The sequence below is a fragment of the Bradyrhizobium sp. LA6.8 genome, assembly GCF_040547935.1.
GTDB lineage: Bacteria > Pseudomonadota > Alphaproteobacteria > Rhizobiales > Xanthobacteraceae > Bradyrhizobium > Bradyrhizobium barranii.
This window is the reverse complement of the sequence record NZ_JBEPQQ010000019.1, coordinates 23,988-46,939: the sequence shown is the minus strand read 5'-3', so window position 1 is coordinate 46,939 and position 22,952 is coordinate 23,988. Positions and strand designations below refer to the sequence as shown.

The window sequence follows — 22,952 nt, the reverse complement described above, 5'->3', positions numbered from 1 at the left end:
GGGTGCGATGGCTCAGCATGGCGGGTTCATCGTGGCGGCTTATCTGGTGACGGGCACGATCCTGATCGGGACGATCGCGGCCGTCGTCTTCGACTATCGACTTCAACTCCATGCGCTGGCCCGCCTTGCACTAGGCCGTGTCGGCAATCGCTCATGAACGACACTCCTCCCTCGAAATTCCTCTCGCCCGATGTCGCGGCCACTCGGCACCACTTGGTCCGCATTGTGGCGGCGGTCCCGATTCTGGTCTTCCTCGGAATTGCCGCACTGCTCGCGGTGCGGCTCGGTGTCGACAACCCGTCGCTCGTGCCTTCGGCCCTGATCGGCAGGCCGGTGCCGCAATTCGCGTTGGCGCCGCTTGAAGGGTTCGCCACGCCCGGGCCGCCCGGCCTGTCGACCGCGGACCTGAAGGCGGGACATGTGACGCTTGTGAACGTGTTCGCGTCCTGGTGCGTCGAATGTCATAACGAGCACGAGGCGCTCATGGCCTTGTCGCGCGAACCGGCGCTGCGGCAGCATGGGGTAAAGCTTACCGGCATCATCTACAAGGACGACCCAGGGAGGGCGCGGAGCTATCTCAATGCCAAGGGGAATCCGTTCGTACGGGTCGGCATTGACCCGTCCGGCAGGACCGGTATTGATTTCGGCGTCTATGGCGTCCCCGAGACCTACGTAGTCAAAGGAAATGGCACCATCGCCTACAAGCTGGTGGGCGGCATCTCGGACGCGACGCGTCCCGCTTTGATGGCGGCAATCGCAAGCGCGCAATCGCCATGACGGCTACCTTGCCAAGTCTCGATCCATATACAACAGGTCCAAAAAGTCTGATCTTGTCTCCGCGCGGCGTCACTGGCTTGCGCCACGGGCCGGCAATCGATCAGCTCGAAGGAGCTGCACTGCAGGAACATTTTGGTCGTGGAGAATGGCGAACGTACCATGCGTTGCAAGGTCACGCGTTCGCGGAAGTCGGCTGTAAAGGACCTTGAGACATGCTTTGGCTTGCCTTCGCAATGATGACGGCGGCGGTCTCGCTGGCGCTGCTCCGGCCGCTCTCGTCGCGGCACGAAGAGCGTAACCCGCGCGCTTCTGACATCGCTTTCTATCGAAGCTTATTGGTTGAAACGGATGATGATGTCCGCCGAGGCTTAGTCGCGGCTGAGGATGCCGCGGCGGCGCGAGCCGAAATTGCGCGCCGGCTGCTCGCCTCCGTCGTCTCCGTGCCGAAGGATCGGCCGCATGCATCGGCGCGACCGAGGCGCATCTGCGCCGTTCTGGCGGTTGTTGTGGTGCTGCCGTTTATCGCGCTGGCGCTTTATCTTAGGGTGGGCGCGCCTAACCAACTTGACATGCCAGCATCGCGCCGGGCGGGAGCGGAGGCCAACCCCACGGCTGTAATCTCCAAGCTCGGAGCGCATCACGCGGTCGACTCCAACGACGGACACGGCTTCCAGGCGATCGCGGTCGAGCAAGACGGCAGCACAGAAAAAGCGAGGCAACTCTGGGAGGCGCTACGAGCGGATTCGCCAGCCGACGCGCCGTGGACGGATGCTGTACATCCGCATTTGGCTGCTGTTGCCGGAGCGCCGCAGCCGGCCGTGAAGGCCGCGCGGTCCGGCCTAGAGAGGACTGGCGTTGCGGCGCCGCATCCAGAGCAGAGGACAGAGGCGACCAGTGGGATGGTGGAGGGGCTCGCTGAGAAGCCCGCGAAGGACGATCACGATCTTGACGGGTGGCTGCGATTGATCAGGGCCTACGCGGTCCTGTCTAAGCAAGAAGGTCGAGGTGGCCGTGGCAAATTCGCGGGCTAGGCATTCGGGCAACATGACGCGTTGGCATCGCGTTGATGGGCTCGTCAAACAGCTCAGGCTGAAAGGATAAATTTTGGCAAGAAAGAAAAGGCGCCTCCTCCTCATCGGCGCGGCCGGCATAACTTTGGCGATCGCGATGAGTCTCGTACTCTTTGCGCTACGCGACAGCATCGTTTTCTTCTACGGGCCAACCGAAATGGCCGAAAAAGCGCCACCGCTGGGAACCCGGCTGCGCATCGGCGGGCTGGTGGAGCAGGGCTCACTGATCCATGAGGGGCCGTCGACCGTCACTTTCGCGGTGACCGACCTTAAGAAGCACATCAAGGTCATCTACACAGGATTGCTACCCGATCTCTTCCGGGAAGGGCAGGGTGTCGTGGCCGAGGGCACGGTGGAGGGCCCAAGCCTCTTTCATGCCGACACTGTGCTCGCCAAACATGACGAGCGCTACATGCCCAAGGACGTTGCCGACAGGCTCAAACGGGGGGGCGTTTGGCGTGACGGCGAGAAATCCGCGCAGACACAATAGAGTTGCCGTTTATGGTTCACATCAGCCACAAGGAGTGACAGGGTGATCGTCGAAACTGGACATTATGCGCTCGCCCTCGCCTTGGCCGTCACACTGCTGCAGTCGGTTTTGCCGATCTGGGGTACTCGTAGCGGCGATCTCGGGCTCGCCTCCGTGGCGGTGCCTGCCGCGATCACCCAATTTGCGCTGGTGGCCTATGCCTTTGGGGCGCTGACCTACGCTCATGTAGTGTCCGACTTCAGTCTCGTAACGGTCGTCGAGAATTCGCATACCACCAAGCCGCTCGTCTACAAGATCGCGGGCGTCTGGGGCAATCATGAAGGCTCTATGCTACTGTGGGTCTTAATCCTTGCGATCTTCGGAGCCGCGGTGGCGAGCTTTGGCCGCGGCATGGCAGATGAACTGCGGGCCAATACGCTGGCGGTCCAGGGCTGGATCGCGTTTGCCTTCCTGCTCTTCATTCTGCTCACATCCGACCCCTTCGCGCGCGGATTTCCCGCACCCTTCGAGGGGCAAGACCTCAATCCGTTGCTTCAGGACCCTGGCCTCGCGATACATCCGCCGCTGCTCTATCTCGGCTATGTCGGCTTCTCGATTGTGTTCTCCTTCGCGGCGGCGGCGCTGATTAGCGGCCGCGTCGATGCCGCCTGGGCCCGATACATTCGACCATGGGCGCTGATCGCTTGGAGTTTCCTGACGCTCGGCATCGCGATGGGTTCCTACTGGGCCTATTACACCCTGGGCTGGGGTGGATTCTGGTTCTGGGACCCGGTCGAGAATGCCTCACTGATGCCCTGGCTCGCGGGCACGGCGCTGCTGCATTCTGCGGCCGTCATGGAAAAGAGAGACGCGCTCAAGATCTGGACCATCTTCCTCGCGATTCTCACCTTCTCGCTTTCGCTGCTCGGCACGTTCCTGGTCCGCTCGGGCGTGCTTACCTCGGTGCACTCCTTCGCCAGCGACCCATCACGCGGCCTCTTCATCCTCGCGATCCTTATCCTATTTATCGGCGGGTCGCTCGTTCTCTTCGTTTGGCGCGCTCCGGCCTTGCGACCCGGCGGCCTGTTCGCGCCTGTGTCTCGGGAAGGTGCGCTCGTAATCAACAACCTAATGCTGACCATCTGTTGCGCGATCGTCCTCACAGGTACCCTTTACCCTCTGGTGCTTGAGACCTTGACCGGCGACAAGATCTCGGTTGGCGCGCCTTTTTTCAATCTGACCTTCGGCCCGTTGGTCATCCCCATCCTGCTGCTAATGCCGATCGGCCAGTCGCTTGCCTGGAAGCGCGGCGACTTTCTGGGCGCAGCGCAACGGGTGATGGTTGCGGCGGTGGCGGGCGTGGCCCTTTCAGTAGTTCTGGCGGCGGCCCTGCGTGGCGGCCCGGTCCTCGCCCCGATAGGCGTGGGCTTGGCGGTCTATCTGATCCTCGGATCGTCCAGCGAACTGGTGTTGCGGATCTGGGGCAAAGGGCCGGCCTGGCGGGCGACTTTGGCCCGCGCGACTGGGCTTCCGCGTTCGGCTTGGGGCACGGCTATCGCCCATGCGGGGCTCGGCGTGACATTGTTGGGGCTCGCCGCAACCGGTTGGGGCGTGGAGCGGATTGCGGCGGTCAAGCCGGGGCAGACGGTCGATCTCGGACCGTATCAAGCCACCATAGTCAAGTTTGAGGAGCGACACGGCCCCAACTATTCCGAAATAGTGGTCCGTGCGATTATCAGCCGGGATGGGTCGACGGTGACGACGATTGAACCGGCCAAGCGCACGTTTCCGGTGCGCCAGACTACGATAACTGAAGCCGGCATCGTGACCCTAGGTTTCGGGCAGGTCTACATCTCGCTCGGGGACCAGCACCCGGATGGTTCGATCGATACCCGCATGTTCTGGAAGCCGCTCGTTACGACAATCTGGATTGGCGCGATCGTGATGGCGATCGGAGGAATTGTGTCGTTGTCCGATCGGCGTCTCAGGATCGGCTTTGCGCGTCGCGCCATTCACGGCCGCCTCTCTGGCGATCCTGTAGCGCCGCAGCCCGCAAGATGACCGCGCTCCGTCGCTTTATCATTCTTTTGGTCGTGTTCGCGGGTCTCGCGCCCGGTCTGGCGAGCGCGGTGCAGCCCGACGAAATCCTAGCCGATTCAAAGCTCGAAGCGCGCGCGCGTGGAATTTCCGTTGGTCTGCGCTGTCTTGTCTGTCAGAACCAGTCGATCGACGATTCGAGCGCGGAGCTTGCGCGGGATCTCCGACTACTGGTTCGCGAACGTCTGAAGGCGGGCGACAGCGACGCGGAGGTGCGCGATTTCCTGGTGCGGCGCTATGGAAATTTCATCCTGTTGAAACCGCCATTCGACTCGGAAACCGCCCTACTCTGGGGCACGCCGGCCCTCCTGTTTGCGGTAGGCGCGATCTCGCTTCTTCTCGGACTGCGCCGCCGCAGGCAGTCCCCACTGCCTGATCCGCTGAGCCAAGCCGAGTGCGACCGGCTGGCGTCGGTATTGAACGCCGATACTCCCTCTGAGTGATTTTGGCATTAGTCGGATCGTTTTATCTTGCGAGATGCACGTGCCGATGCATTTCACTTCTTCGCTTCAAGCCTCGACTCGAAACGGTGCCGTTAGTCGCACCGCGCCGCAGATAGTCCACATATTGGAGTCGTTTCACTGACGTGATCCGCTTCGGAACGAACTTATTTCCATCGATTGTATCCTTTATTCCCCCGCTCCGCGAAGCGCGGCGGCTGCAGCGATCGGGGCGAGCGCGAAGGACGCGAGACCAAGCCCGCAGAGGATCAGAAAGGGCGTTAGGAATGACACCGTGCCACTCACCGCCGCCGAGGCCGCCGAGACGCTAAAGATCATCACTGGCACCGCCAGCGGTACGACGAGAATCGAGAGCAGAAGGCCGCCGCGTCGCAACGTGACGGTAAGGGCTGCGCCGATCGCGCCCAGAAAAGTTAAAGCTGGTGTGCCTACTAGCAGGCTCGCGGTCACTCCCCCGAGCGTCGGGCCATCCAGGGCCAACATCAGGCCGAACAGCGGAGAGACGATCACCAGCGGCAGCCCCGTGACGCACCAGTGAGCTAGGCACTTTACCAGGACAACGAGTTCTAGAGGTGCCGGTGACAGAAGCATCTGGTCCAGCGAACCATCCTCGTGGTCGGCTTGGAACAACCGGTCAAGGCCTAGCAGGGTCGCCAGGAATGCTCCGAGCCACAGGATGGCCGGACCGATTCGCGATAGCAGGTTCAAGTCGGGTCCGATCGCGAAGGGCACGATCGTGACGAGACCGAGGAAGAAGATTATCGCGAGAGGCCCTCCGCCGCCGATGCGACGCGATAGCACGAGATCGCGGTAAAAGACGGCAAGAAGAGTATCTGTCATGGCCTTCATCCGCCGCCGCCATAGCGGCGTGACGGTCTCCCTTGAAGAAAAGGATCGGCCCGGCCTTGTTTCTCGCTCCGGGGCGCATTGAAGCGGAGCAGGTGGGTAAGGCGCCATGGCACTGCCCTCATTGCGCCTCAAGCCTCAGCTCGCGGGTCCCTGGCAGACCGAGTGGTTCGTGGGTCGCCGCAAGCACCAAGCCGCCGCGTCCGAGATGATCGGCCACAATGCCCATCAGCATGACACGTGCGGCCCGGTCGAGTGCGGTCAAGGGCTCATCGAGCAGCCACAGAGGGCGGTCAGCGACCAGGAGCCGGGCCAAGGCGACGCGGCGGCGCTGACCTGCCGAAAGATAGCCGACCGGCAGGTCGACAACGTGGGCGAGCTCGACGCGGTCGAGCGCCTCCCGAGGGGGCAGCCGGGCCCGCCCTGAAAGGGTCAGACCGAATTGGAGGTTTTCGCGAGCGGTCAGCGCAGACTTCAACCCGTCGAGGTGACCCACGTAGTGGACGCGCTCCGCGAGAGGTGTCGGATCCTTGGCTCCCCACTCGTTCCACGACGCGCGGCCGGACGCCGGGGGTAAGAAGCCGGCGATCACACGCAGCAGGGTTGATTTGCCCACACCATTTGAGCCCGTTACTTCGCCAAGCTGTCCGGCGTCCAGCCGTAACGATACGCCACGGAGTACTGTGCGCCCACCGCGCATGACCCAGAGGTCCGCGACTAGGAGGTGGCAGGATTGTGTGTGACTCATTTTCGCTTTCAGTCAGCTATGCCCCGCGCCGCTCGCGTTTTTAGAACGCCCCCCTGCTTGGTTCTCGCTCGTCGCGGCGCGGCGCGAGCCCAGGTTGGCATCACATCGTGTGACAGACCCGACTTTGCGACACAGGTGCCAGACGTGACGCCACAGTTGGGCCGATGACCCCGACCCCATCGATGGCGGAACTTCGGTGGCTCGGCCCAGCTCACCTCTTGGCCCAACCATCGGAGCGCCCTGTTCACGTGTGGCCGAGCAACCCGCTGTCGAGGACCGAGCTCGCCCAGGGACACGGCTCAATCGAAAGCCAGAGTATCCCAGGTCTCGACGAGCGCGGCCGTTAGTTTGGCTATGTGTGCCGCCCCGTGGAAGGGCGAGGGCGTGATGCGCAGACGCTCCGTGCCGCGTGGGACAGTAGGGTAGTTGATCGGCTGGATGTAGATGGCGTGGCGTTCAAGCAGGTGATCGGCAGCCGCCTTGCACCGCTCTGCATCACCGACCATCACCGGCACGATGTGAGTGTCGGTGATGAGCACCGGCAGACCGGCGGCCTTGAGCGCGGCCTTCGTTGCGGCGGCCTGTCGCTGGTGCGCCGTGCGCTCGGCATTCGAGTGCTTGAGGTAGCGCACGGAAGTGAGGGCAGCGGCGGCAACCGCAGGCGGCGGGGCTGTGGTGAAGATGAAGCCCGAAGCGAAGCTGCGTACCGCATCGCAGATTGTCGGCGAGGCCGCTATGTAGCCCCCGATGCAGCCGAAGCCTTTGGCGAGGGTGCCCTCGATTACATCCACGCGGTGCATCACTCCGTCGCGCTCGCTGATCCCGCCGCCGCGGGGGCCGTAAAGGCCGACCGCGTGGACCTCGTCGAGGTAAGTCATCGCACCGTACTGATCCGCAAGGTCACAGATCCTGCCGATAGGTGCCACGTCGCCGTCCATGGAGTAGACGGACTCGAACACGATGAGCTTAGGGCGGTCGCCCGCCTCGTGTAGCAACGCCTCAAGATGGCTGTGATCGTTGTGGCGGAATATCCGCTTCTCGCAGCCCGATTGACGGATACCTTCGATTATCGAGTTGTGGTTGAAGGCGTCGGATAGGATCAAGCAGTCCGGGATCAACTTGGCTATCGTCGAGATGCCGGCCTGGTTCGAGACGTAACCCGAGGTGAAGACGAGGCTCGCCTCCTTGCCGTGCAAGTCGGCGAGCTCGCGCTCAAGGTCCACCAGTGGCGAGTTATTTCCGGCGATGTTGCGCGTGCCGCCCGCGCCGACACCGCAGCGCCGGGCAGTCTCGATCATCGCGGCCACGACCTCAGGGCGCTGCCCCATGCCGAGGTAGTCATTGGAGCACCAGACCGTGATCTCGGTGATCATCCCGTCGGGCCGGCGCCACTTGGCGACCGGGAAGCGGCCAGCAATGCGCTCGATGTCGGTGAAAACACGGTAGCGCCGCTCATCGTGCAGGCGATCGAGGGCCTCGCGGAAGTGGCGCTCGTACGCTTGGTCCGCGCCCTTCGTGTTCTCCGGCCTGGACGCCACCCTTGCGGGCAAGTGCACGGCTGGCGCTCCTTGCCCCGACATCGCGCCCAAGCACGGACGTGCTTTGCCGGTACGCTCGCGAGTTTGAAGTCTCGCCAGCAATTCCGCCTCTATAATATGATCTGCCATCTTTATCAGGCCCTAAAGCTGAAGCCAGGGTTGTCCGTGGCTCGCTATCTTTCAGGCCCTCTCGTCTCGCACAAGTTATTGTTTGTATGCCCTCTGATTATTGCCATGCGCGTCGGCTAAATGCGATCTTTGGTGTGAGCTTGAGAAGGCAAGTAGCACGATCCAGCCACCTCAATGACAAGCATGCAGTCCGCTGCCTTGCGCTCGGTCGCAAGCACATGCGCGGTCGCGTTTGTGGCGCGTCGGCAGTCGATCAGTTTGTCTAGCGGTCTGCTGAAAAAAAACCGGTTCAGCAGCGGAGGCTGCAACGCCGGTCAATCCCACTGGGTGCACACCATGGGCGGTCGACATGCTTGGCTACGTCTATAACCGCCGCCTTGAAATTGAAATTGGCGGGGAACAGCATTGGTTTTTCTCTTGTAGGCGTGGCCCTGGTGATGCGGTCGATTGTTCGGGGTAATTTTGCTGGGCGGGTCGGGACGAGTTTCGGAACGGGGATCAGGTTGTAGGCGATCAGGTTGAGCACGAAATCGGCTGCAATGCGACAGATGACGCGATTTGCGCATCGTGCCATGCTGCTTGCCCCAACCGAAGATGCTTTCGATCATCGCCCGGCGCGATTGCGGCATGCCATAACGTTGGCGGCGCGTGGTCCGTTCGTCGATGGCACTCCGGCGGTTCTTGCCAGTTTTGGTGATGCCGTTGTTCTGCGTCACGTGTGGCGTGACGATGAGGGCGCGACGATCGGCCTTATGATCGGCCGTATCATAGGCTTTGTTGATTTTAAGCATCCCCTCCGAGGAACGACGCTCGGCGGTGCCGGTGGCGAGAGTGAGCATGCGGGCCATACCGGTTCTCCATGGTGGCGTGGCCCATGTGGGCGAGCTTTGCCTTCCGCCCAGCGGGCTTTGCGAAGGCGACGTCGGGATCGCTAGTACTCGCATGCGTGTCGTTCTTGCGCTTCTGGTCGTGAAAGTTCGCCCCGTCGCCATCGTCGCTTCCGTCCTTGGGGCGGAAGCTCTTCTGTGAAGCACAGACTTCAATCAAGGTCCGGGCCACCGAAAATGCTCGTCCGACAATCGCGACTTTGATGTGAGGATGGCTCTTGTTCAACAGCTTTGTAAACATGTTGCCGTTCTGCAGCCGCTCAATTGCTCCACCAGCGGTCGTTCCGACCGAATGCCGTAGAACGCCTGCACGGCAATTGCTCCGGAGGGATCGAGAGGCATCCTTCGTTCGAACAGAGCTGACCAAAGCTACGGTTCAGCTCGCCCAGCACATCACAGACAAGCGCCCGAATCCTTCTCAGCGGACGGTTCGGCGGCACCAACGTCTCGGCGAGATGTACGAAACAGCCGGCCCTGATCCACAAATTCGCCCTGCATACGAGCTTCGACCAATCATGATAACTACAGCGAGGGATTTTTCAGCAGACTGCTAGCGAGTGCTGGACTAGGTGCACTCTCTCGACGTTAAGCGCAGAGATCGCCTCGTCGGAGCTGCAACATTCACAATTGCCACAGCCTTGCGAGGCAAGGTGCCTGGCTAAGAGTAGCGTGTCTCGAACGATAAACTGCCCGGATCCGCATTCCCAATGGGCATCGGTTCGATGCCAACATTCGATTTTCGCGACACAGGCACCTGGGTTAAATCTTGCTGGGCAGACGAAGTCATTCTCATCCCCGCCGCGAGCGAATCGCGGTTTGACTGGAGAAAAAATCATGAAGCACACGGTGTCAGTATTACTTTCCAGCGTTCTAGCTGTCGGCGCGATCACGACGGCGGTATTCGCGCAGCAACCAAAGCTTCCTCCACCCGACGACTGGCATGCGACTGGGCGCTATCTTCCGGAATACACGAGTGATGGTGCTCTCGTGCTACCGAAAAACTTCCATGAATGGGTTTATGTTGGCTCGCCTCTCACACCAAACATATTGAACAATGGGAAAGCAAACTTCCCGGAATTCCACAATGTATACATCGAGCCGGGTTCCTATGAAATCTATAAGAAGACGGGCGTTTTCCCCGAAGGAACCATATTCGTAAAGGAGCTACAACTTATGCTGCCCGCCGATCGTGCGGACGGCTCGAGGCTAGAGCCCTCTGGCCGCGGGTTCTTTCCCGGGCCCTTTAACGGCGCCGATGTAACCGTCAAAGACACCAAACGGTACACCGAGACCAATGGCTGGGGTTACTACAACTTCAACCACTTCGAGCCGAAGGCCGCCACCGCCAAAGTCAGGCCACTGGAGGAATGCGCGTATTGTCATATCGCTAGTGCTAAACGGGATGACGTATGGACGCAGTTTTATGGCCTGCTTGATAGCGTACCCGTCGCCGCAGACCAAAAAAAGAAGTAGGAGGCTGCGATGAAGAGTCTCAGGCCAACGATGGCGGCTTTGTCGGCGTCCATAATCGCAACGGGCATTGGATGCCTTGTTTCGCTGCCAGCGGGCAGTCAGGCCGGCTCTGCGCAGGCCCAACTCGTCGATGCGGCAGGCAATATGCACATACCGGACAATTACCGCATCAACTATGAATACCTGGGAAGTTGGTCTGTCGCAGGCGATGAGAAGGGTGCGAAAGAGATGCACACCGTTTACGCCTCACCGGGAGCTGCGGAAGCTTATCGCGCCACGGGCAACTTCCCTGATGGATCGGTCTTAGTAAAAGAGGTCCAGAGCACAGCGACTGCAGCAATGACCACGGGCACCGTCAGTCATGTAGATCGTCTCAAGGGTTGGTTCATGATGGTGAAGGACAGCAAGAACAGCCACCCTGACAACAAGCTGTGGGGTAACGGCTGGGGCTGGTCCTGGTTTGATGCTGACAACAAGGTCAAGACCACCTCGAAGGATTTTCGTACTGATTGTCTGGGCTGCCACATTCCAGCCAAGGCGACGGATTGGATCTATGTCTCCGGTTATCCCGAGCTGAAGAAGTAGGTGCGAAATCGCCAAAAGTAGCGGTCTGGCCGAGGCCAGCTATCAACTCCAGTGATCGGAGCGATCATGAAATCAAGCAAGCTGCTTGGAACATCTGTTTGCAAGCCGGTGATGGCCCTGTTTGTGTCCTTCCTCCTGATGGAGGGGAGTTCGGCGGCGGACACATCCACCGAAAAGAAAATCACCAAGCTGTTTCTCGCCTCGGGCCAAGTCGATCTTGCAAGAGAGGTGGTAAGATTGCCGCTTCATCGCGGTCGCCTTTCGTCCGGAGAGACAGTTTGGTTCGTTCTCACCGACGTAAGCGATTTCGCCACTTCCAAGAAAATGGGCCTCACATGGGCGCCGAGCCTCAGTAAGGCAAAAGACCTCGCGAGCACGCGGGTCGCGGAAATGGATGAGTCCAATAACTTCACCTTCAAATCGGGGCGGATCGATTTCTCACCAGTTCAAATGTTGATGGCCGGAGAAACGCCAAACTTCTTTCCGCCTAGGTTGGCGCGGGCCGGGTCTGTCGGGGATGCGCACTACAGCCCGTTGGTTCGCGTGGCAAACCGTAATGACATTGTTTTCAACGCCCCCATGATCGCCTTCAACGTCGGACCAGAGAAGATCTCGTTCTGCGGCGGCAATCCCGATTACTCGGTTGTGACCGACTCGGTGGCAAGCATCTGCCCTGACAATGGTACCGTCGACTTGAAGCTGCGCTTCGGATTTGCGGACGGCAAGCACCTGCGATACCTCAGCTTCGACGCCAACTCCGAGGAATCAGCGGCGCTCGAGGCATCTACCTTTGCGCCTGCGGAAAGCGACATCCTCCAAAGCGGCGCGACGGAGATTATCTACACAATCGTAAATGGTAGGACCGGTCCGAAGGATCCTGAGCGCCAAGGGCTTAACAGCGCGCTCAGTGGCGAAGGCCCTACACTCGACATCCTTGCGAATTTCAAGGAGATCAGCGCCGGATATTCACCGATGTGGGATGTTCAACTGGCCGAGTGGACCAAAGAGGCTGTTGAGAACAATCAACGGAAGCTAATTGCTGACGGTAACGACATTGTAGCAAAAAGCGAAGCTGGCTTGTTGGTAAGCCCTGTCGGAGGTCCGGTTAAAACGACCGGACATCTGGTGAACTGCCCAGTCGTGGGTTTCACCAATGAATGATTCTTCGACGAAGGAGACGTCAAATTAATGCGACACAGTAGCTTGGTGAGTCGTTGGTAGTTTGTACAAATCCAGCAATCGCTTCGGCAGCCTAATCGCAATCAAGCGTATTCCGTTAGCGTCGTGCGATGCGTCCCCGGCGACTTTATTGATGCAGTGCTATGTCTCAGGCACCCCTGTGGGCGCGGGCTCAAACGAGTCAATCATTTCCGTACGAGAGTGGGCAGATCGGGGGCTACCAGGTTCGATTGCGGGAGACTTGCGATCGGCAGGATGGCATTGCCCGGCCGCGCGAGAGGGCCGCCATGCCCGCGCTCTGCGCGCCGATTGTGTCCCAAACATGTGTCGCCACCAGACAGCATTCTTGTGGGGGCACATCGAGCTCTTGGGCTACCGTGTGGTAAACGACCTGTGCGGCTTGTAGGCGCGTGCCGCCTCAATACTGAACTGTAGCTCGAAATACTTGTTGAGGTGGGCGTTCTCCAGCGGGCTCTTCCCGCCGGGGACTTGAGGCGAATTTGTCAGATCACCATACGAAATCCCGCGTCCTTGAGCATCTTCAGCCCCGAGTCCGCGTGGGCTAGCATCGTCATCATACCCTTCTTCAATGCATCGACATCTGCATCCTCGATTGCAACGCCGTGGATCGCACCAATCATGCGGAATAATCCCTGGCGAAGGTCCCAATAGTTTTTATACGGTCCGAAAGCGTGATAGTCATAAAATACATGATGAGATGGCCGAGCCATCCGCGAAGCACGTGCTTATGGCCAAGCATAGGCTCGAACAACGACGCAATGGATTCGAAGTCGATCAAAGTCTCATTAACATCGATTTCGACTGGCGAAGATCCCCCGGAGGAGATTGCGCTGAACCGGCAGGGCCGCTCGAGCGCCCCGTAGCGACAGGCCGCGGTGGCGTTCGCGAAGGCCCTATCGAGACGCGTGGCAAGGTGTCCGATGCCCAGTTCGCGGCGGTGAAAGACGCCGGGTTGACCGACGCCAACATCGTCGAGATGATCGCGCTGACCGGCAGTTCCTGCTGCCTCTTTGGGAGGGCCGCCGCCTCTCCGTCACGCGGCTTCGGCCGGGCTGGCTACCGGGAAATCGATCGGCGTCTGCACCGCGCTGTTCATGAAGTTCGTCAAGCCCTCGCGCGGTTCTCGGACAGTTGGTCGGAGGCGATTTCGGGCCAGCTCACCCAATTGCGGTCACTTTCCCTGCGAGTTCTGAAGCGATCGACGCACTTCTTGGAACAGAGCGGGGTTCGCCACGAGTAGTGCCGGACGAGACCAAACTTGCCATCACAAACTGCGCATCGTGCGGTACTGCCAGATCTAAGATTATCGGAGCAATGGGGCATCGTAGTCTCCTCTATCGTTGCTGTTTGTCGATCATCCTTTTCCACCGTCGTACGCGAAACTGCTCGCCCTACAGCCCAGACTTCGATCCCATCGAAAACGCCTTCGCCAAACTCAAAGCACTTCTGCGCAAAGCCGCCGTACGCTCAGTCGACGGTCTCTGGAGCGCTATCGGGCGCGTCATCGATCTCTTCACCCCGAACGAATGCGTCAACTACTTCAAAGCCGCAGGTTACGAGCCAAGCTGATTGGAAAATGCTCTAGAAGCGCGTGCGCACTCTTTGGAAGCGATGTCGGGACGGCCGGCGCAACCTTCGGCGGCGCTTGCCAGGCGTCGGTCTCGACGCGGGTCGGCTACTCGGGCGGCTATGTCAAGAACGCCACCTACCACAACCACGCCACGCACGCGGAAGCGATCGAGATCACGTTCGATCCGACCGCGACCTGCTGGAGTTCTTTTTCCAGATCCGCCGCGCGCCGCGGTCCCCGCCCCTAGGGGAACGTCAGGCCGAAAGCGGCTGGATCGGGCTGCTCGCCTTTCCGGGGGACCAAGAAGCGCTCCAACCCACCCGGCACGAAGCTGAGCAGGAGGGTCGCCTGGTCGCCGACCACCTCGATCGTATGCGGCACACCGCGGGGAAGAGCCGCGTAGGCGCCCGGCCCCACCTCGACACGGGCATTGCCGACCCGCGCGATTAGCTTCCCCTGCACCACGTAGAGCAGCTCGTCCTCGCGCGTGTGGGTGTGTAGCGGCGGTTCTTCCCCAGCCCGCACCGTCCACAGGACAGTGCCATATTCGCCTCCGGACTGGCTGCTCTCCACTTTCATCTCGACGCTCGAGCCCCCGCTCGAGGTCACCGTCTCGCCGCCCTGCGGTGCCGTGAGAACCGGCTTTTGGACTGACATTTGTAGCCTCCTGATTGTGCGCCGGATGAGCCCGGTACCGCGTAAGCATGGAATTCCGCGCGGCGAATGGGAAATGACGTCAGGCCATGAAGTCAATAGCCGAGCGTTATGATGGCCGTTCGCTTTTCGCATCGGACACGCGTGCACCCGACGCCGACTGCTCCAGCAGCTCGGTCAGCATCCTGACGGCCTCCGTTAGCTTCAGGACTTCGCGCTCGCGCAGTTGGTCGATCTTCTCATGGAGCAACTCGAGCTCCGCCTTTACATTGATCCGGTAGTCGTTCTCCGCGGCCTGGCGATCGACATCTTGCTGCCTGTTCTGGCTCATCATGATGATCGGCGCAGCGTAGGCCGCCTGGAACGAAGGCGCGAGATTGAGAAGAATGAAGGGGTAGGAGCCCCTCAGCGCGCCGACCAGGTTGGCGGCTATCCAGACGAGCAGGATCGCGCTCTGGACGATGATGAAACTCCACGATCCCATGACGGTGGCGCGGGCGATAACGACGTTGACCGCGGGACCTGCGATCGCGATGAGAAATTCCTCCCACGGCTCCTCCGGAATGCGTTCTCGAGCTGCGCGACGCCGCCGATCGGCAGCAGCGGCACATACGGTGTCGGTACGCCGAAAGCCTGGGCCGTGAAGATGTGCCCGAATTCTGCAGCAGGACGCATAAGAACAAAAGCACCATGAAGAGCGGGCTGTTCCACGCCGTCGCCGCGCCGCTCGATGCATAGTTTGAAGCGAAGGCCCACGCGAGAAATAGCACAAGAGTTATGTGTAGGCGCACGCCGGTGCCAGCTACTTTTCCGATGTTCGGTGACCAGGACACAGGAGTTTCACTGCGATCGTTCCGACTGTTATTGTGAACAGGATTCATCCTGTGGTGGGGCTGGCATCGCAATGCTTTAGGTCATGAGTTCGCTCGCAATTCTGATTTGCGGCGGGGTGCACGCCGTCGCGTGGCCCTCACGCCCGCTCGCACACACAGCGTTGTTGGCGAAGAATTGCCTCGTAAAGCTATGATCTCGATAACCGCGCGTAATCCACGCAGGCCCCGAGGATACACGTGAACACTTCTTCGCAGTCGACGGGGAGTTCCGCTCCGGCGAGTCAACACAGAGGGAAGCACCGCACTCGCGCCGCGACGTGCCAAGTATCTTTCAGCCATTCCGATAACGGTCGGCTATCGACTCCATGGCAACAGGTGATTTTCCATTTTGCGGTCCTAGACCCAATCTTCGAGCCATCGTCGCCCGCCCGCGCGTACGGGCCGAAGGTGGCGTCCTGTTGAACGATCGCAGGCCAGGAGTTCCTCAGATGCAGATCAAATATTTATCCAATGTTTCCTTTCCCGGCGCGGTCGAGAGCCCTCCACCGGAGGACGTAGTGGTACTCGCGGACAGCGCCGGCGTCGCGCTTGGGGTACGGCGCCCATTCTGCGCGAGGGTGCGGAACGTCCGCGATCACCGCGGTGGCGTCATCGCGTCCAGGCGCGTGGAGATTCCGCTCGTCGGGTCCGACGGCGAGATCACCGGGGTCCTGTGCCGGACCGCCCCACGGTCCGGCACGCGCGTCGTGGTCTTCTCCCGCGGTCCGGAGGGGGTGAGGCCGATCGGGGACGTGCCACAGTTCGTCGTCCACGACATCAATAACGTTCTCGCCGTGATCGGCCGCGGCCTGCGGCTGCTCGAGTGCCCGAGCGACGCCCCGTATCGAAAGGCCATTGTTGGCAAAATGCAGGAGGCGATTGCGCGAGGCGCCTTGCTCAACCGTCAGCTCCTCGACACTGCGCGACCATGCCGCAAGTCGATTGACGGCTTTGTCGCAGGCAGTCGTCTCGCAGCGATCGCGGGTACGCTTGACTGGGCGTTGCGTCCGGACATCACTGTCCGCACCGAGATCGCCCTTGACTTATGGACCTTCAATGCAGATCCGGAAGAGCTGTACTTTGCACTCCTGAATCTCTGCCGAAATGCGGACGATGCTATGGCGGACGGCGGCACGATCACCGTCGCGGCACGGAATGTCGAGCCGTCCGCCAGCGCCGACCGCGGGTTCGTTGAGATTGTCGTCGTCGACGAAGGGGAGGGCATGCCTGAGGAGGTCCTGTTGGAGGCGTTCCTTCCGTACTTCACGACAAAGGCGGCTGGGAGCGGCATCGGGCTCCCACAGGTTCGGCGCTTCGCCGAAGAACGGGGCGGCGCGATCGATATAGAGAGCGAGCGAGGTGTCGGCACGCTGGTGCGCCTCATTCTCCCGCGTGTCGACGATGCGGCGGTCCGGAGCAGCCTTTTCGGTACGGAGATCACGGACACGCCGTCACCAAAAATTCCCCGCGGTCAGTGACTACCGCGGTGTGACGGAAGGCCGGATATGCGGAAAAGCGGGAACAGGCCTGTGGGGCTTCCCATCTGGCGACGAGCAAAATAAGCGCGAGGCTGCGGAGCGGCGCCGTCTTGAACGGCGCGGTTGACCCGGTGTCGTGAAAGATCGACTCGAACGATGCCACGTCGCGGGATGTCGGCGCTTGAGTAAGTCATCATTCTCCTAGACTGGTGGCGAACCAAACATGCGGATGAACGCGTCACGTATCCGCATGGCGTCCGCAAATCCAACATTGCGTGCGATGACATCCGGCGCAGGAACATGCCGCTCGCCAGGCCTGCACCCGCCCACACGTGCAACTCCGTCGCTCCAGAGATCCGAAATGCGTGTCCGAGCATCCGATACATTCGTCTTGACAGCCTTCGCACTGTCCGACTCCGGTAGCCCGCCGCAAGCGCACCGAGCGATGAACGATCGGCTCTCGGCACTCAGATGGCGATCATAATGCGCGGCTATCGACTTCATAGCATGACGTGATTTCCCATTCGCCGCGCGGAATCCCACACTCCGGCGGTACCGCGCTCATGCGGCGCACAACACCTGTCTTCCGTGAACGCGGCGCGTGGTCGGGCAACTTCGACATCGAATCGACTACGGCGCAGCACTCAAGAGCGAGATACGACCATGTTTTCTGTGATTTTCGAAGTCCTCCCCAATAAAGAGAACTGGGATGACTACCTCAACAACGCCAACATGCTGCGCTCCGAGCTGGAGCAGGTCGAAGGTTTCGTCGACAACATCCGCTATAAGAGCCTGACACGCGAGGGCTGGATCCTTTCGCTTTCGAACTGGCGGGACGAGAAGTCGCTCGTCCGCTGGCGCATCCGCATGCGCCATCACGAGGTCCAGCAGAAGGGCCGCGACGAAATCCTCGCAGACTACCACCTCCGCGTCGGCCAGATCACTGCCGACGATAAGGTGCCCGCGGGGCACGCCCTCACGGAGCAGCGGCTCGATGAAACCGAAGTCGGGGAGGGAACGACGGTCACCCTGATCAACGCGACGCGCCCCCCGGAGTGGAAGCAGACCAACAACCCGTACGACTGCGCCGAGTGGCTCGGACTGAACCCTTGGGCCGCCGACTGCACGTCCTGGGATATCTTCGACGCAATGCTCACGCCTGGCGACCTGATTCTGCTCATATCCTGGAAGGACGCCGCCGCAGCGCGGGCCTACGAGGACGCTTCCGCGCCGAATGACAACGCGAGGGTCCGGAGGGTGCGGATCGTGCGCGACTACGGGAAATACGACCGTCGCGAGGCGCCTCAATACTACGCCGATGCCTAGCGCGGCGAGACCCTCTACGCCTGACACCGCTCCATCGGGAAGGGCCGGCCTGCTGCGAGTTCGGACTCTGCGTTCGCCCTGCCACCCAGTCCGCATTTAGCCAGGCTTCGTGAGAAACAGACGTATTGGCGGTTGACGAGTTGTCGTTGAGGCTTGCGCCGCTTGTTGTCGAACGATGATCTCAGCGCTGATGATCATGCCTTGGGATCGCGTACGCGCGGCGCGGCGGCCCGTCCGGTTCTCGCCCACCTCACAGCGCACTGGTCCGGCTCTCAGAAATTCCTGAAAGCGTGTCCGTGCGTCCTATTGTGACCATTCATTTCGGTTATAGACCTTTCGGGTCCGACCGACGTTCAGAGTACAAACGAGCGCATGGAGTTCGACGTGTCCCTCTCGGTCTATGACATCACGGTCCCTGTCATGGTGCACGGACTGAACGTGATGGACAACTATCTCGACCACGCCCAAGCGCTCGAGCGAACGAGGGGATTTGAGCCTGGAAGGATCCTTGGCGAGCGGCTCGCGCCCGACATGCTGACTTTCGGAGAGCAGTTTTCCATAAGCTGCAACAAGGTCGACGCGCATATGGCGAAGCTGATGCAACGCGACCCGCCGGCACCCCACAACACCCCCATGATGTACCCGGCATTGAAGGGGCGGCTCCTCGAGACGCGCGGCTTCCTGCAAAACGTGCAGCCGGACGAGATTGCCGGCGCGCAGTCCCACACATACGAGCTGACGCCGCCTATCGTGCGCGGGTGGTTTGGCGGCGAAGACTACATCCGGCACCTGGTGCTGCCCGACTTCTTCTTCCACATCTCGATTGCGCACGCGATCCTTCGGCGCCTCGGCGCGAAGATCGGAAAGCGCGACTACCTCGGCAGCATCGCTCAGCAGAGCGGCGGTGACTACTCGTGAGAGGCGGGCACGGTGCGCGGCTGGACAAACCGGAAGCGTTCGAATGGAAGAGATTTCTACTCGAGCGCTTGCCCTGACCCTGCGCGGGGATCGTTGGCATCTGAAAGCTTTATGGACGCGGGCCCCGGAGTGGAATGAGAACGATAACGATCCGGCATTTCTAACAGCGCGCAGACGGGAATACTCTCCCCGTGCACCTCATCGGGATAACTCGGTGGCAGCGCGGGTGGCCCTATCGATGACAACGCGGTCGACCTGCCGTTCGTATGCGCAGCCCTACTCTCGGTGTCGCAAGAACTCGATCGACCGCAGGAGTTACGCCATGCCGTTCCGCTTCATCACAAAATCCATCCACGCCTACATAATCGACTATCCTGTCGCCATCCTCTTGATGGCCACGCCATTCCTGCTGAACCTCGGCCAGAGCGACCCTGTCGCGATGTGGCTTTCGGTGGTGACCGGCGTCGCGGCACTGCTGCTGGCGGCTCTCACGGACCATCCGACGGGGCTCGTCCGGGTCATCCCCTACTGGCTGCATCTCTGGGTGGACCGCGCCGTGGGTGCGGTCTTCATCATTGCCCCCTTCGCCTTCGATTTCACTGGGCTTGACGCTTGGTACTACTGGGTTCTCGCCGCCGCGGTCCTGCTGACGACCTCGGTTCTCAACGCGCCCGAGGTGAGCGCCGCCCAGCGAGCGAACGTCGACACGCGGACTGCCACGTGAGGATCGCTTCGTTTTTAGCGCGGCACCATCGAGTTTCGCCTTCCTATTTTCGTCTTGTCTGCAAAGGAATTCGGAAGATGACGACTTCCGACACATAGGCAGGTGGACGATAAAGGAAACGATGGCCACGCCAACTTCCCGAGTATCAGAACGTGTAAATCGAGCCCTGTGCTTGCGAGGCCCTACAAGAAGACAAGCGTGTTTCCCGATGGCACGATCGCCTACAAGGAGCTCCAGCCGACTTTGCCCGGGCAGAACCCGGATGGCTTGCGCACTGAGCCGTCGGGCAGGGGCGACTTCCCAGGCGCTGCCGCTGCATTCCATGAAGGCTGCAGCGGCCGCTACGGCGGATGCGGCGTCATGATTTGCTGGCACGTCGAGCGCGGCTCTGTGTGCATCCACTCGACCGAGTCTCTTGGCAGCCGTGCTGGCAGTGCGCCTCATCATCGCCTGAAATACACAAAGGCATTTGAAACCTACTACTCATCATAAGATTGCGAATAATGGAAATGTATTCGTCAAGAGACTCAGAAACGAGTGCCGCCAGACTATTATGAAATACACAACGAGATTATTTGCCGAATTTCTTGCGGTTGCCTTTGTGGGAGGAATTGGCCTTGCGGTCGACACCACGGGCATATCTCTTATCCTGTTTCCTGAGATTGCCGCTTTAGCGTATGATGTATTCACGCGCCCCCGTGGAAAATGGGCAAGCCAACCAATCAGACTAGTTGCTACTCCTACGATCACCGCGATCCTAGGGGTGATGATTACGCGACACTGGGAATACAGCGCCCTCGCGGTAACTGTTGTTGCCCTCCTGAGCCTATTTGGCATTAAATTGCTCCGATCGAACATCGGAGCAGCGATCTCTGCCGGTGTGCTTCCAATGACCCTCGGCGTGATGAGTTGGGGTTACCCCGCCGCCATTCTGGCGGGAGTCGCAGTACTCGCCATTGCGTTGACGCTCTGGAAGCGCCTTGATCCCCATCGTTACCTATCTGACGGGAGCAAGGAGAGCCGGATTATTGAGACCGCCGAAACTCCGCCGAGAGATCGGTTCTGGATCTTCGCACTGACGGCATTCGTCTTCGCGCTGGGAGTGGTGGCCCAAGCAACGGGATTGCGCTTCCTGTTATTCCCTCCGCTGATCGTCGTAGCCTATGAATTATTCGGTCACCCGGACCTTCCTGGCTGGATGTCACGGCCGGTATTGTTTCCTCTCGTATGCTTCCTCACCGCGTCCGTCGGCTTACTTTTGAGCACGGGCTTTCACACGGAATTGTTGGGCGTGACGGTTACAATGCTTTGCTCGATTGCCATTTTACGGATGTTTAAAGTCCATATGCCGCCTGCCCTCGCTGTTGGTTTGATACCGTTTGTCATCGTCCATCCCACCTTTTGGTATCCGATCTCGGTGTTCTTGGGCGCCACCGCGCTCATCGCGTCCACCAGAGCATACAGCTTTATTACTCATCAGCGACACTCGGCGCTCTGAAGAATGACTGGATGAGCCGGGGCGCAGCCTTGAGACGAGCCAACTGCGCCTCGATCTTGTCGTGCAACCGCTCACCCTTGCGCGGCGGCGTCTTTGGCTCCAGCGGGCCATTTGCGCTTTGCCGGAGCTGGGTAGCAACATCAAGTGCGGAACAGCCTCGTCGAACACGATTGTTTCAAAGCGTCTCAAACGACACTATCGCTGAAATCGACCCGGTTAAAACCAACGCGTTCGACTGGAAACGCGAGTTTCCGTTTATCATAGAAACAGCCGGTCATTCGGTCTCCTCGTCCATCGGCACTTGTTCTGCTGCGCGCATTCCGTGGGTGGCATAGTCAGCGCGCAACGGCGCGTGGTGGCGGTTGTGCGCAGAGTAAGCAAGAAAGCCGGTAGCCCCGACAATGAGCACGGCTAAGAGCGCGCCGCGATCGACCGCGAAGTGTGGGCGGCCTGCGGTGGCGCGTTCGGCGCGGATCTTGCCGCGCGCGTCCTCATCTTCAGCTTCAAGACGTAGCTCGCTGACGGCGAAGGTGACTCCGTAGAGCTTGACGAATTGCTGTCGAGTCCGTGCGCACGATCGACATCGATGAATTCGTGACGAGGCATCAGCTGCCAATCCGCGAGCATAGGCCTGTCCTCCAAGAACGTGGCGGAAGTCCAGATTCCGTGTCCGCGAATCCGCGTCTCGGCTTTCTCCCTTGACGGGCAACCCGCCTACGCCTCAATGCCGGGCTGAGCACGGAAGAAATATCTGGCGCACCACCGATTCAAACCTCGGGAAGATGGCGACACATCTGTCGCGCAAGATGAAGGTGCGGGCTGCCAAGTCTTCCGGATCGTACTTGATAAAGTTGTGGTGGAAGGAACGCGGCATGGAACAGTCCCCCCAGATCGGCGACAGGATCACCGACAAATCATCACCGCCTGATGACGGTACCGTCCGCAACTGGATCGGGCCGAAGGCGTCCGAGCATTGGGCCGAGCTGCGGAGCTGGATCGAGGTATACTACCCCGGCGTTTTCTCGCCGGAATGGCTCTATGGTGGCAAGAAACGCGGTTGGTCCCTGCGCTACAAGAAGACCAAGGCGTTCTGCACCTTCCTGCCCGAATATATGCGGCTTTCAGTCGTGGTGGTCTTTGGGGGAGCGGAACGAGAGAAGTTTGAGGAGCGGCGTTATGCCTGGCGCTCGCAGTTGGTCAAGCTCTACGATGAAGCCAAAACATACCCTGACGGGAGATTTCTGACAGTTGCAATCTCATCAGCAGCTGATCGGCATGAGGTGACGGAGCTTTTGATTATGAAGCGCCCGCCACGGTCACGCGGTTGAATATCGCGGAAATCCTGAGTTCCCGACCAAGTCGGCAGCGCGCGAGGGAAATCGCCTCTCGCCATAGTATTGATAGACGATCGTTATTGCCGCTCGTCGCGCGGCGGGATGCCGTCGCGGCCTGCGCACCTTGCCTTGATAGACGAATGGCAGAGAGGACCGTATTCCCCGCCGGTATGGAAACAATACGTGCCGGCTATTGGAAAATTTCGTCCCGCGCTGCGATCAATGGTTCGACGCGACGAATCCCAAGGAAACCACATCTACCGCCTAGAAGCGGGCATGGCGTCGATGCGCTGCTCCA

At 60.3% G+C, this 22,952-nt stretch carries 23 protein-coding genes and 3 pseudogenes; 18 read left to right on the top strand and 8 right to left on the bottom strand.

The annotated features are described in order from the left end of the window. The first annotated feature begins 7 nt into the window (after nucleotides 1-7). The 6 genes from ccmD (at nucleotide 8) to ABIA90_RS45075 (ending at nucleotide 4,856) form a co-directional block, all read left to right on the top strand. A complete protein-coding gene (gene ccmD / locus ABIA90_RS45100) occupies nucleotides 8-157 on the top strand; it encodes a heme exporter protein CcmD (protein WP_354122261.1) in 150 nt (49 codons plus the stop codon). After that, nucleotides 154-777, top strand: coding sequence for a DsbE family thiol:disulfide interchange protein (locus ABIA90_RS45095; protein ID WP_354122262.1), 624 nt, complete (start codon nucleotides 154-156; stop codon nucleotides 775-777). The genes ccmD and ABIA90_RS45095 overlap by 4 nt, the downstream gene beginning before the upstream one ends. Nucleotides 778-989: 212 nt before the next feature. Continuing rightward, nucleotides 990-1,808: a c-type cytochrome biogenesis protein CcmI gene (ccmI, locus tag ABIA90_RS45090; protein ID WP_354122263.1), complete on the top strand. Its 819-nt coding sequence runs from the start codon at nucleotides 990-992 to the stop codon at nucleotides 1,806-1,808. Between the two features lie 73 nt (nucleotides 1,809-1,881). Next, a complete protein-coding gene (ccmE, locus tag ABIA90_RS45085) occupies nucleotides 1,882-2,337 on the top strand; it encodes a cytochrome c maturation protein CcmE (protein ID WP_354122264.1) in 456 nt (151 codons plus the stop codon). Nucleotides 2,338-2,379: 42 nt separating this feature from the next. Further along, complete coding sequence (locus ABIA90_RS45080) at nucleotides 2,380-4,377, top strand: heme lyase CcmF/NrfE family subunit (RefSeq protein ID WP_354122265.1); 1,998 nt, start codon at nucleotides 2,380-2,382, stop codon at nucleotides 4,375-4,377. Continuing rightward, on the top strand, nucleotides 4,374-4,856 hold the full coding sequence (locus tag ABIA90_RS45075; protein WP_354122266.1) for a cytochrome c-type biogenesis protein: 483 nt from the start codon (nucleotides 4,374-4,376) through the stop codon (nucleotides 4,854-4,856). Before ABIA90_RS45080 ends, ABIA90_RS45075 begins: the two co-directional genes overlap by 4 nt. A 186-nt stretch (nucleotides 4,857-5,042) precedes the next feature. On the opposite strand, the gene ccmB is transcribed toward ABIA90_RS45075, so the two are convergent. From ccmB to ABIA90_RS45055, 4 genes and pseudogenes are all read right to left on the bottom strand, one after another. Beyond that, entirely contained in the window at nucleotides 5,043-5,714 is a 672-nt protein-coding gene (gene ccmB / locus ABIA90_RS45070; protein WP_354122301.1) for a heme exporter protein CcmB, read from the bottom strand. 127 nt (nucleotides 5,715-5,841) lie between these two features. Further along, a complete protein-coding gene (gene ccmA, locus ABIA90_RS45065; RefSeq protein WP_354122267.1) occupies nucleotides 5,842-6,468 on the bottom strand; it encodes a heme ABC exporter ATP-binding protein CcmA in 627 nt (208 codons plus the stop codon). A 299-nt stretch (nucleotides 6,469-6,767) separates the two neighbouring features. After that, nucleotides 6,768-8,018, bottom strand: coding sequence for a 5-aminolevulinate synthase (gene hemA / locus ABIA90_RS45060; protein WP_502916701.1), 1,251 nt, complete (start codon nucleotides 8,016-8,018; stop codon nucleotides 6,768-6,770). A 595-nt stretch (nucleotides 8,019-8,613) separates the two neighbouring features. Then, nucleotides 8,614-9,507: pseudogene (locus ABIA90_RS45055) on the bottom strand (transposase); the annotation flags it as partial. A 349-nt stretch (nucleotides 9,508-9,856) separates the two neighbouring features. Between ABIA90_RS45055 and ABIA90_RS45050 the strand changes: the two are divergent. The 3 genes from ABIA90_RS45050 (at nucleotide 9,857) to ABIA90_RS45040 (ending at nucleotide 12,241) form a co-directional block, all read left to right on the top strand. Further along, nucleotides 9,857-10,495, top strand: coding sequence for a cytochrome P460 family protein (locus tag ABIA90_RS45050; RefSeq protein ID WP_354122269.1), 639 nt, complete (start codon nucleotides 9,857-9,859; stop codon nucleotides 10,493-10,495). A gap of 9 nt (nucleotides 10,496-10,504) precedes the next feature. Continuing rightward, nucleotides 10,505-11,080: a cytochrome P460 family protein gene (locus tag ABIA90_RS45045; RefSeq protein WP_354122270.1), complete on the top strand. Its 576-nt coding sequence runs from the start codon at nucleotides 10,505-10,507 to the stop codon at nucleotides 11,078-11,080. Between the two features lie 66 nt (nucleotides 11,081-11,146). Next, nucleotides 11,147-12,241 (top strand): DUF7482 domain-containing protein, encoded by a 1,095-nt coding sequence (locus tag ABIA90_RS45040; protein WP_354122271.1) that lies wholly within the window; start codon nucleotides 11,147-11,149, stop codon nucleotides 12,239-12,241. Between the two features lie 521 nt (nucleotides 12,242-12,762). Here the strand turns inward: ABIA90_RS45040 and ABIA90_RS45035 are convergent. Then, nucleotides 12,763-12,900: an HAD family hydrolase gene (locus tag ABIA90_RS45035; RefSeq protein WP_354122272.1), complete on the bottom strand. Its 138-nt coding sequence runs from the start codon at nucleotides 12,898-12,900 to the stop codon at nucleotides 12,763-12,765. 77 nt (nucleotides 12,901-12,977) lie between these two features. Here ABIA90_RS45035 and ABIA90_RS45030 point away from each other — a divergent pair, with 77 nt between their 5' ends. The 3 genes and pseudogenes from ABIA90_RS45030 to ABIA90_RS45020 form a co-directional block, all read left to right on the top strand. Beyond that, nucleotides 12,978-13,520 carry a hypothetical protein gene (locus ABIA90_RS45030; protein ID WP_354122273.1) on the top strand — a complete coding sequence of 181 codons (543 nt, stop codon included), beginning with the start codon at nucleotides 12,978-12,980 and terminating at the stop codon, nucleotides 13,518-13,520. A 149-nt stretch (nucleotides 13,521-13,669) separates the two neighbouring features. Then, nucleotides 13,670-13,849 (top strand): annotated as a pseudogene (locus ABIA90_RS45025) (IS630 family transposase); the annotation flags it as partial. 22 nt (nucleotides 13,850-13,871) lie between these two features. After that, a pseudogene (locus ABIA90_RS45020) lies at nucleotides 13,872-14,069 on the top strand (peptide-methionine (S)-S-oxide reductase); the annotation flags it as partial. Between the two features lie 24 nt (nucleotides 14,070-14,093). On the opposite strand, the gene ABIA90_RS45015 reads toward ABIA90_RS45020, so the two are convergent. After that, on the bottom strand, nucleotides 14,094-14,507 hold the full coding sequence (locus ABIA90_RS45015; RefSeq protein ID WP_354122274.1) for a cupin domain-containing protein: 414 nt from the start codon (nucleotides 14,505-14,507) through the stop codon (nucleotides 14,094-14,096). Nucleotides 14,508-14,613: 106 nt separating this feature from the next. Further along, on the bottom strand, nucleotides 14,614-14,988 hold the full coding sequence (locus ABIA90_RS45010) for a DUF1003 domain-containing protein (RefSeq protein ID WP_354122275.1): 375 nt from the start codon (nucleotides 14,986-14,988) through the stop codon (nucleotides 14,614-14,616). Nucleotides 14,989-15,825: 837 nt separating this feature from the next. On the opposite strand from ABIA90_RS45010, the gene ABIA90_RS45005 reads away from it, so the two are divergent. From ABIA90_RS45005 to ABIA90_RS44985, 5 genes are all read left to right on the top strand, one after another. Then, a complete protein-coding gene (locus ABIA90_RS45005; RefSeq protein ID WP_354122276.1) occupies nucleotides 15,826-16,854 on the top strand; it encodes an ATP-binding protein in 1,029 nt (342 codons plus the stop codon). Nucleotides 16,855-17,517: 663 nt separating this feature from the next. Next, nucleotides 17,518-18,180, top strand: coding sequence for an antibiotic biosynthesis monooxygenase family protein (locus ABIA90_RS45000; protein WP_354122277.1), 663 nt, complete (start codon nucleotides 17,518-17,520; stop codon nucleotides 18,178-18,180). 372 nt (nucleotides 18,181-18,552) lie between these two features. Then, nucleotides 18,553-19,098, top strand: coding sequence for a DUF1993 domain-containing protein (locus ABIA90_RS44995; protein WP_354122278.1), 546 nt, complete (start codon nucleotides 18,553-18,555; stop codon nucleotides 19,096-19,098). A gap of 322 nt (nucleotides 19,099-19,420) precedes the next feature. Next, nucleotides 19,421-19,822, top strand: a complete 402-nt coding sequence (locus ABIA90_RS44990) for an SPW repeat domain-containing protein (protein WP_354122279.1) — start codon at nucleotides 19,421-19,423, stop codon at nucleotides 19,820-19,822. A 553-nt stretch (nucleotides 19,823-20,375) separates the two neighbouring features. Continuing rightward, the gene (locus ABIA90_RS44985) at nucleotides 20,376-21,320 is read left to right on the top strand and encodes a hypothetical protein (RefSeq protein ID WP_354122280.1); all 945 of its coding nucleotides are present in this window, start codon (nucleotides 20,376-20,378) and stop codon (nucleotides 21,318-21,320) included. Between the two features lie 274 nt (nucleotides 21,321-21,594). Here the strand turns inward: ABIA90_RS44985 and ABIA90_RS44980 are convergent, their stop codons facing one another. Beyond that, the gene (locus ABIA90_RS44980) at nucleotides 21,595-21,936 is read right to left on the bottom strand and encodes a hypothetical protein (protein WP_354122281.1); all 342 of its coding nucleotides are present in this window, start codon (nucleotides 21,934-21,936) and stop codon (nucleotides 21,595-21,597) included. 256 nt (nucleotides 21,937-22,192) lie between these two features. Here ABIA90_RS44980 and ABIA90_RS44975 point away from each other — a divergent pair, with 256 nt between their 5' ends. After that, entirely contained in the window at nucleotides 22,193-22,648 is a 456-nt protein-coding gene (locus ABIA90_RS44975) for a DUF3788 domain-containing protein (protein ID WP_354122302.1), read from the top strand. The last annotated feature ends 304 nt before the right edge of the window (nucleotides 22,649-22,952 follow it).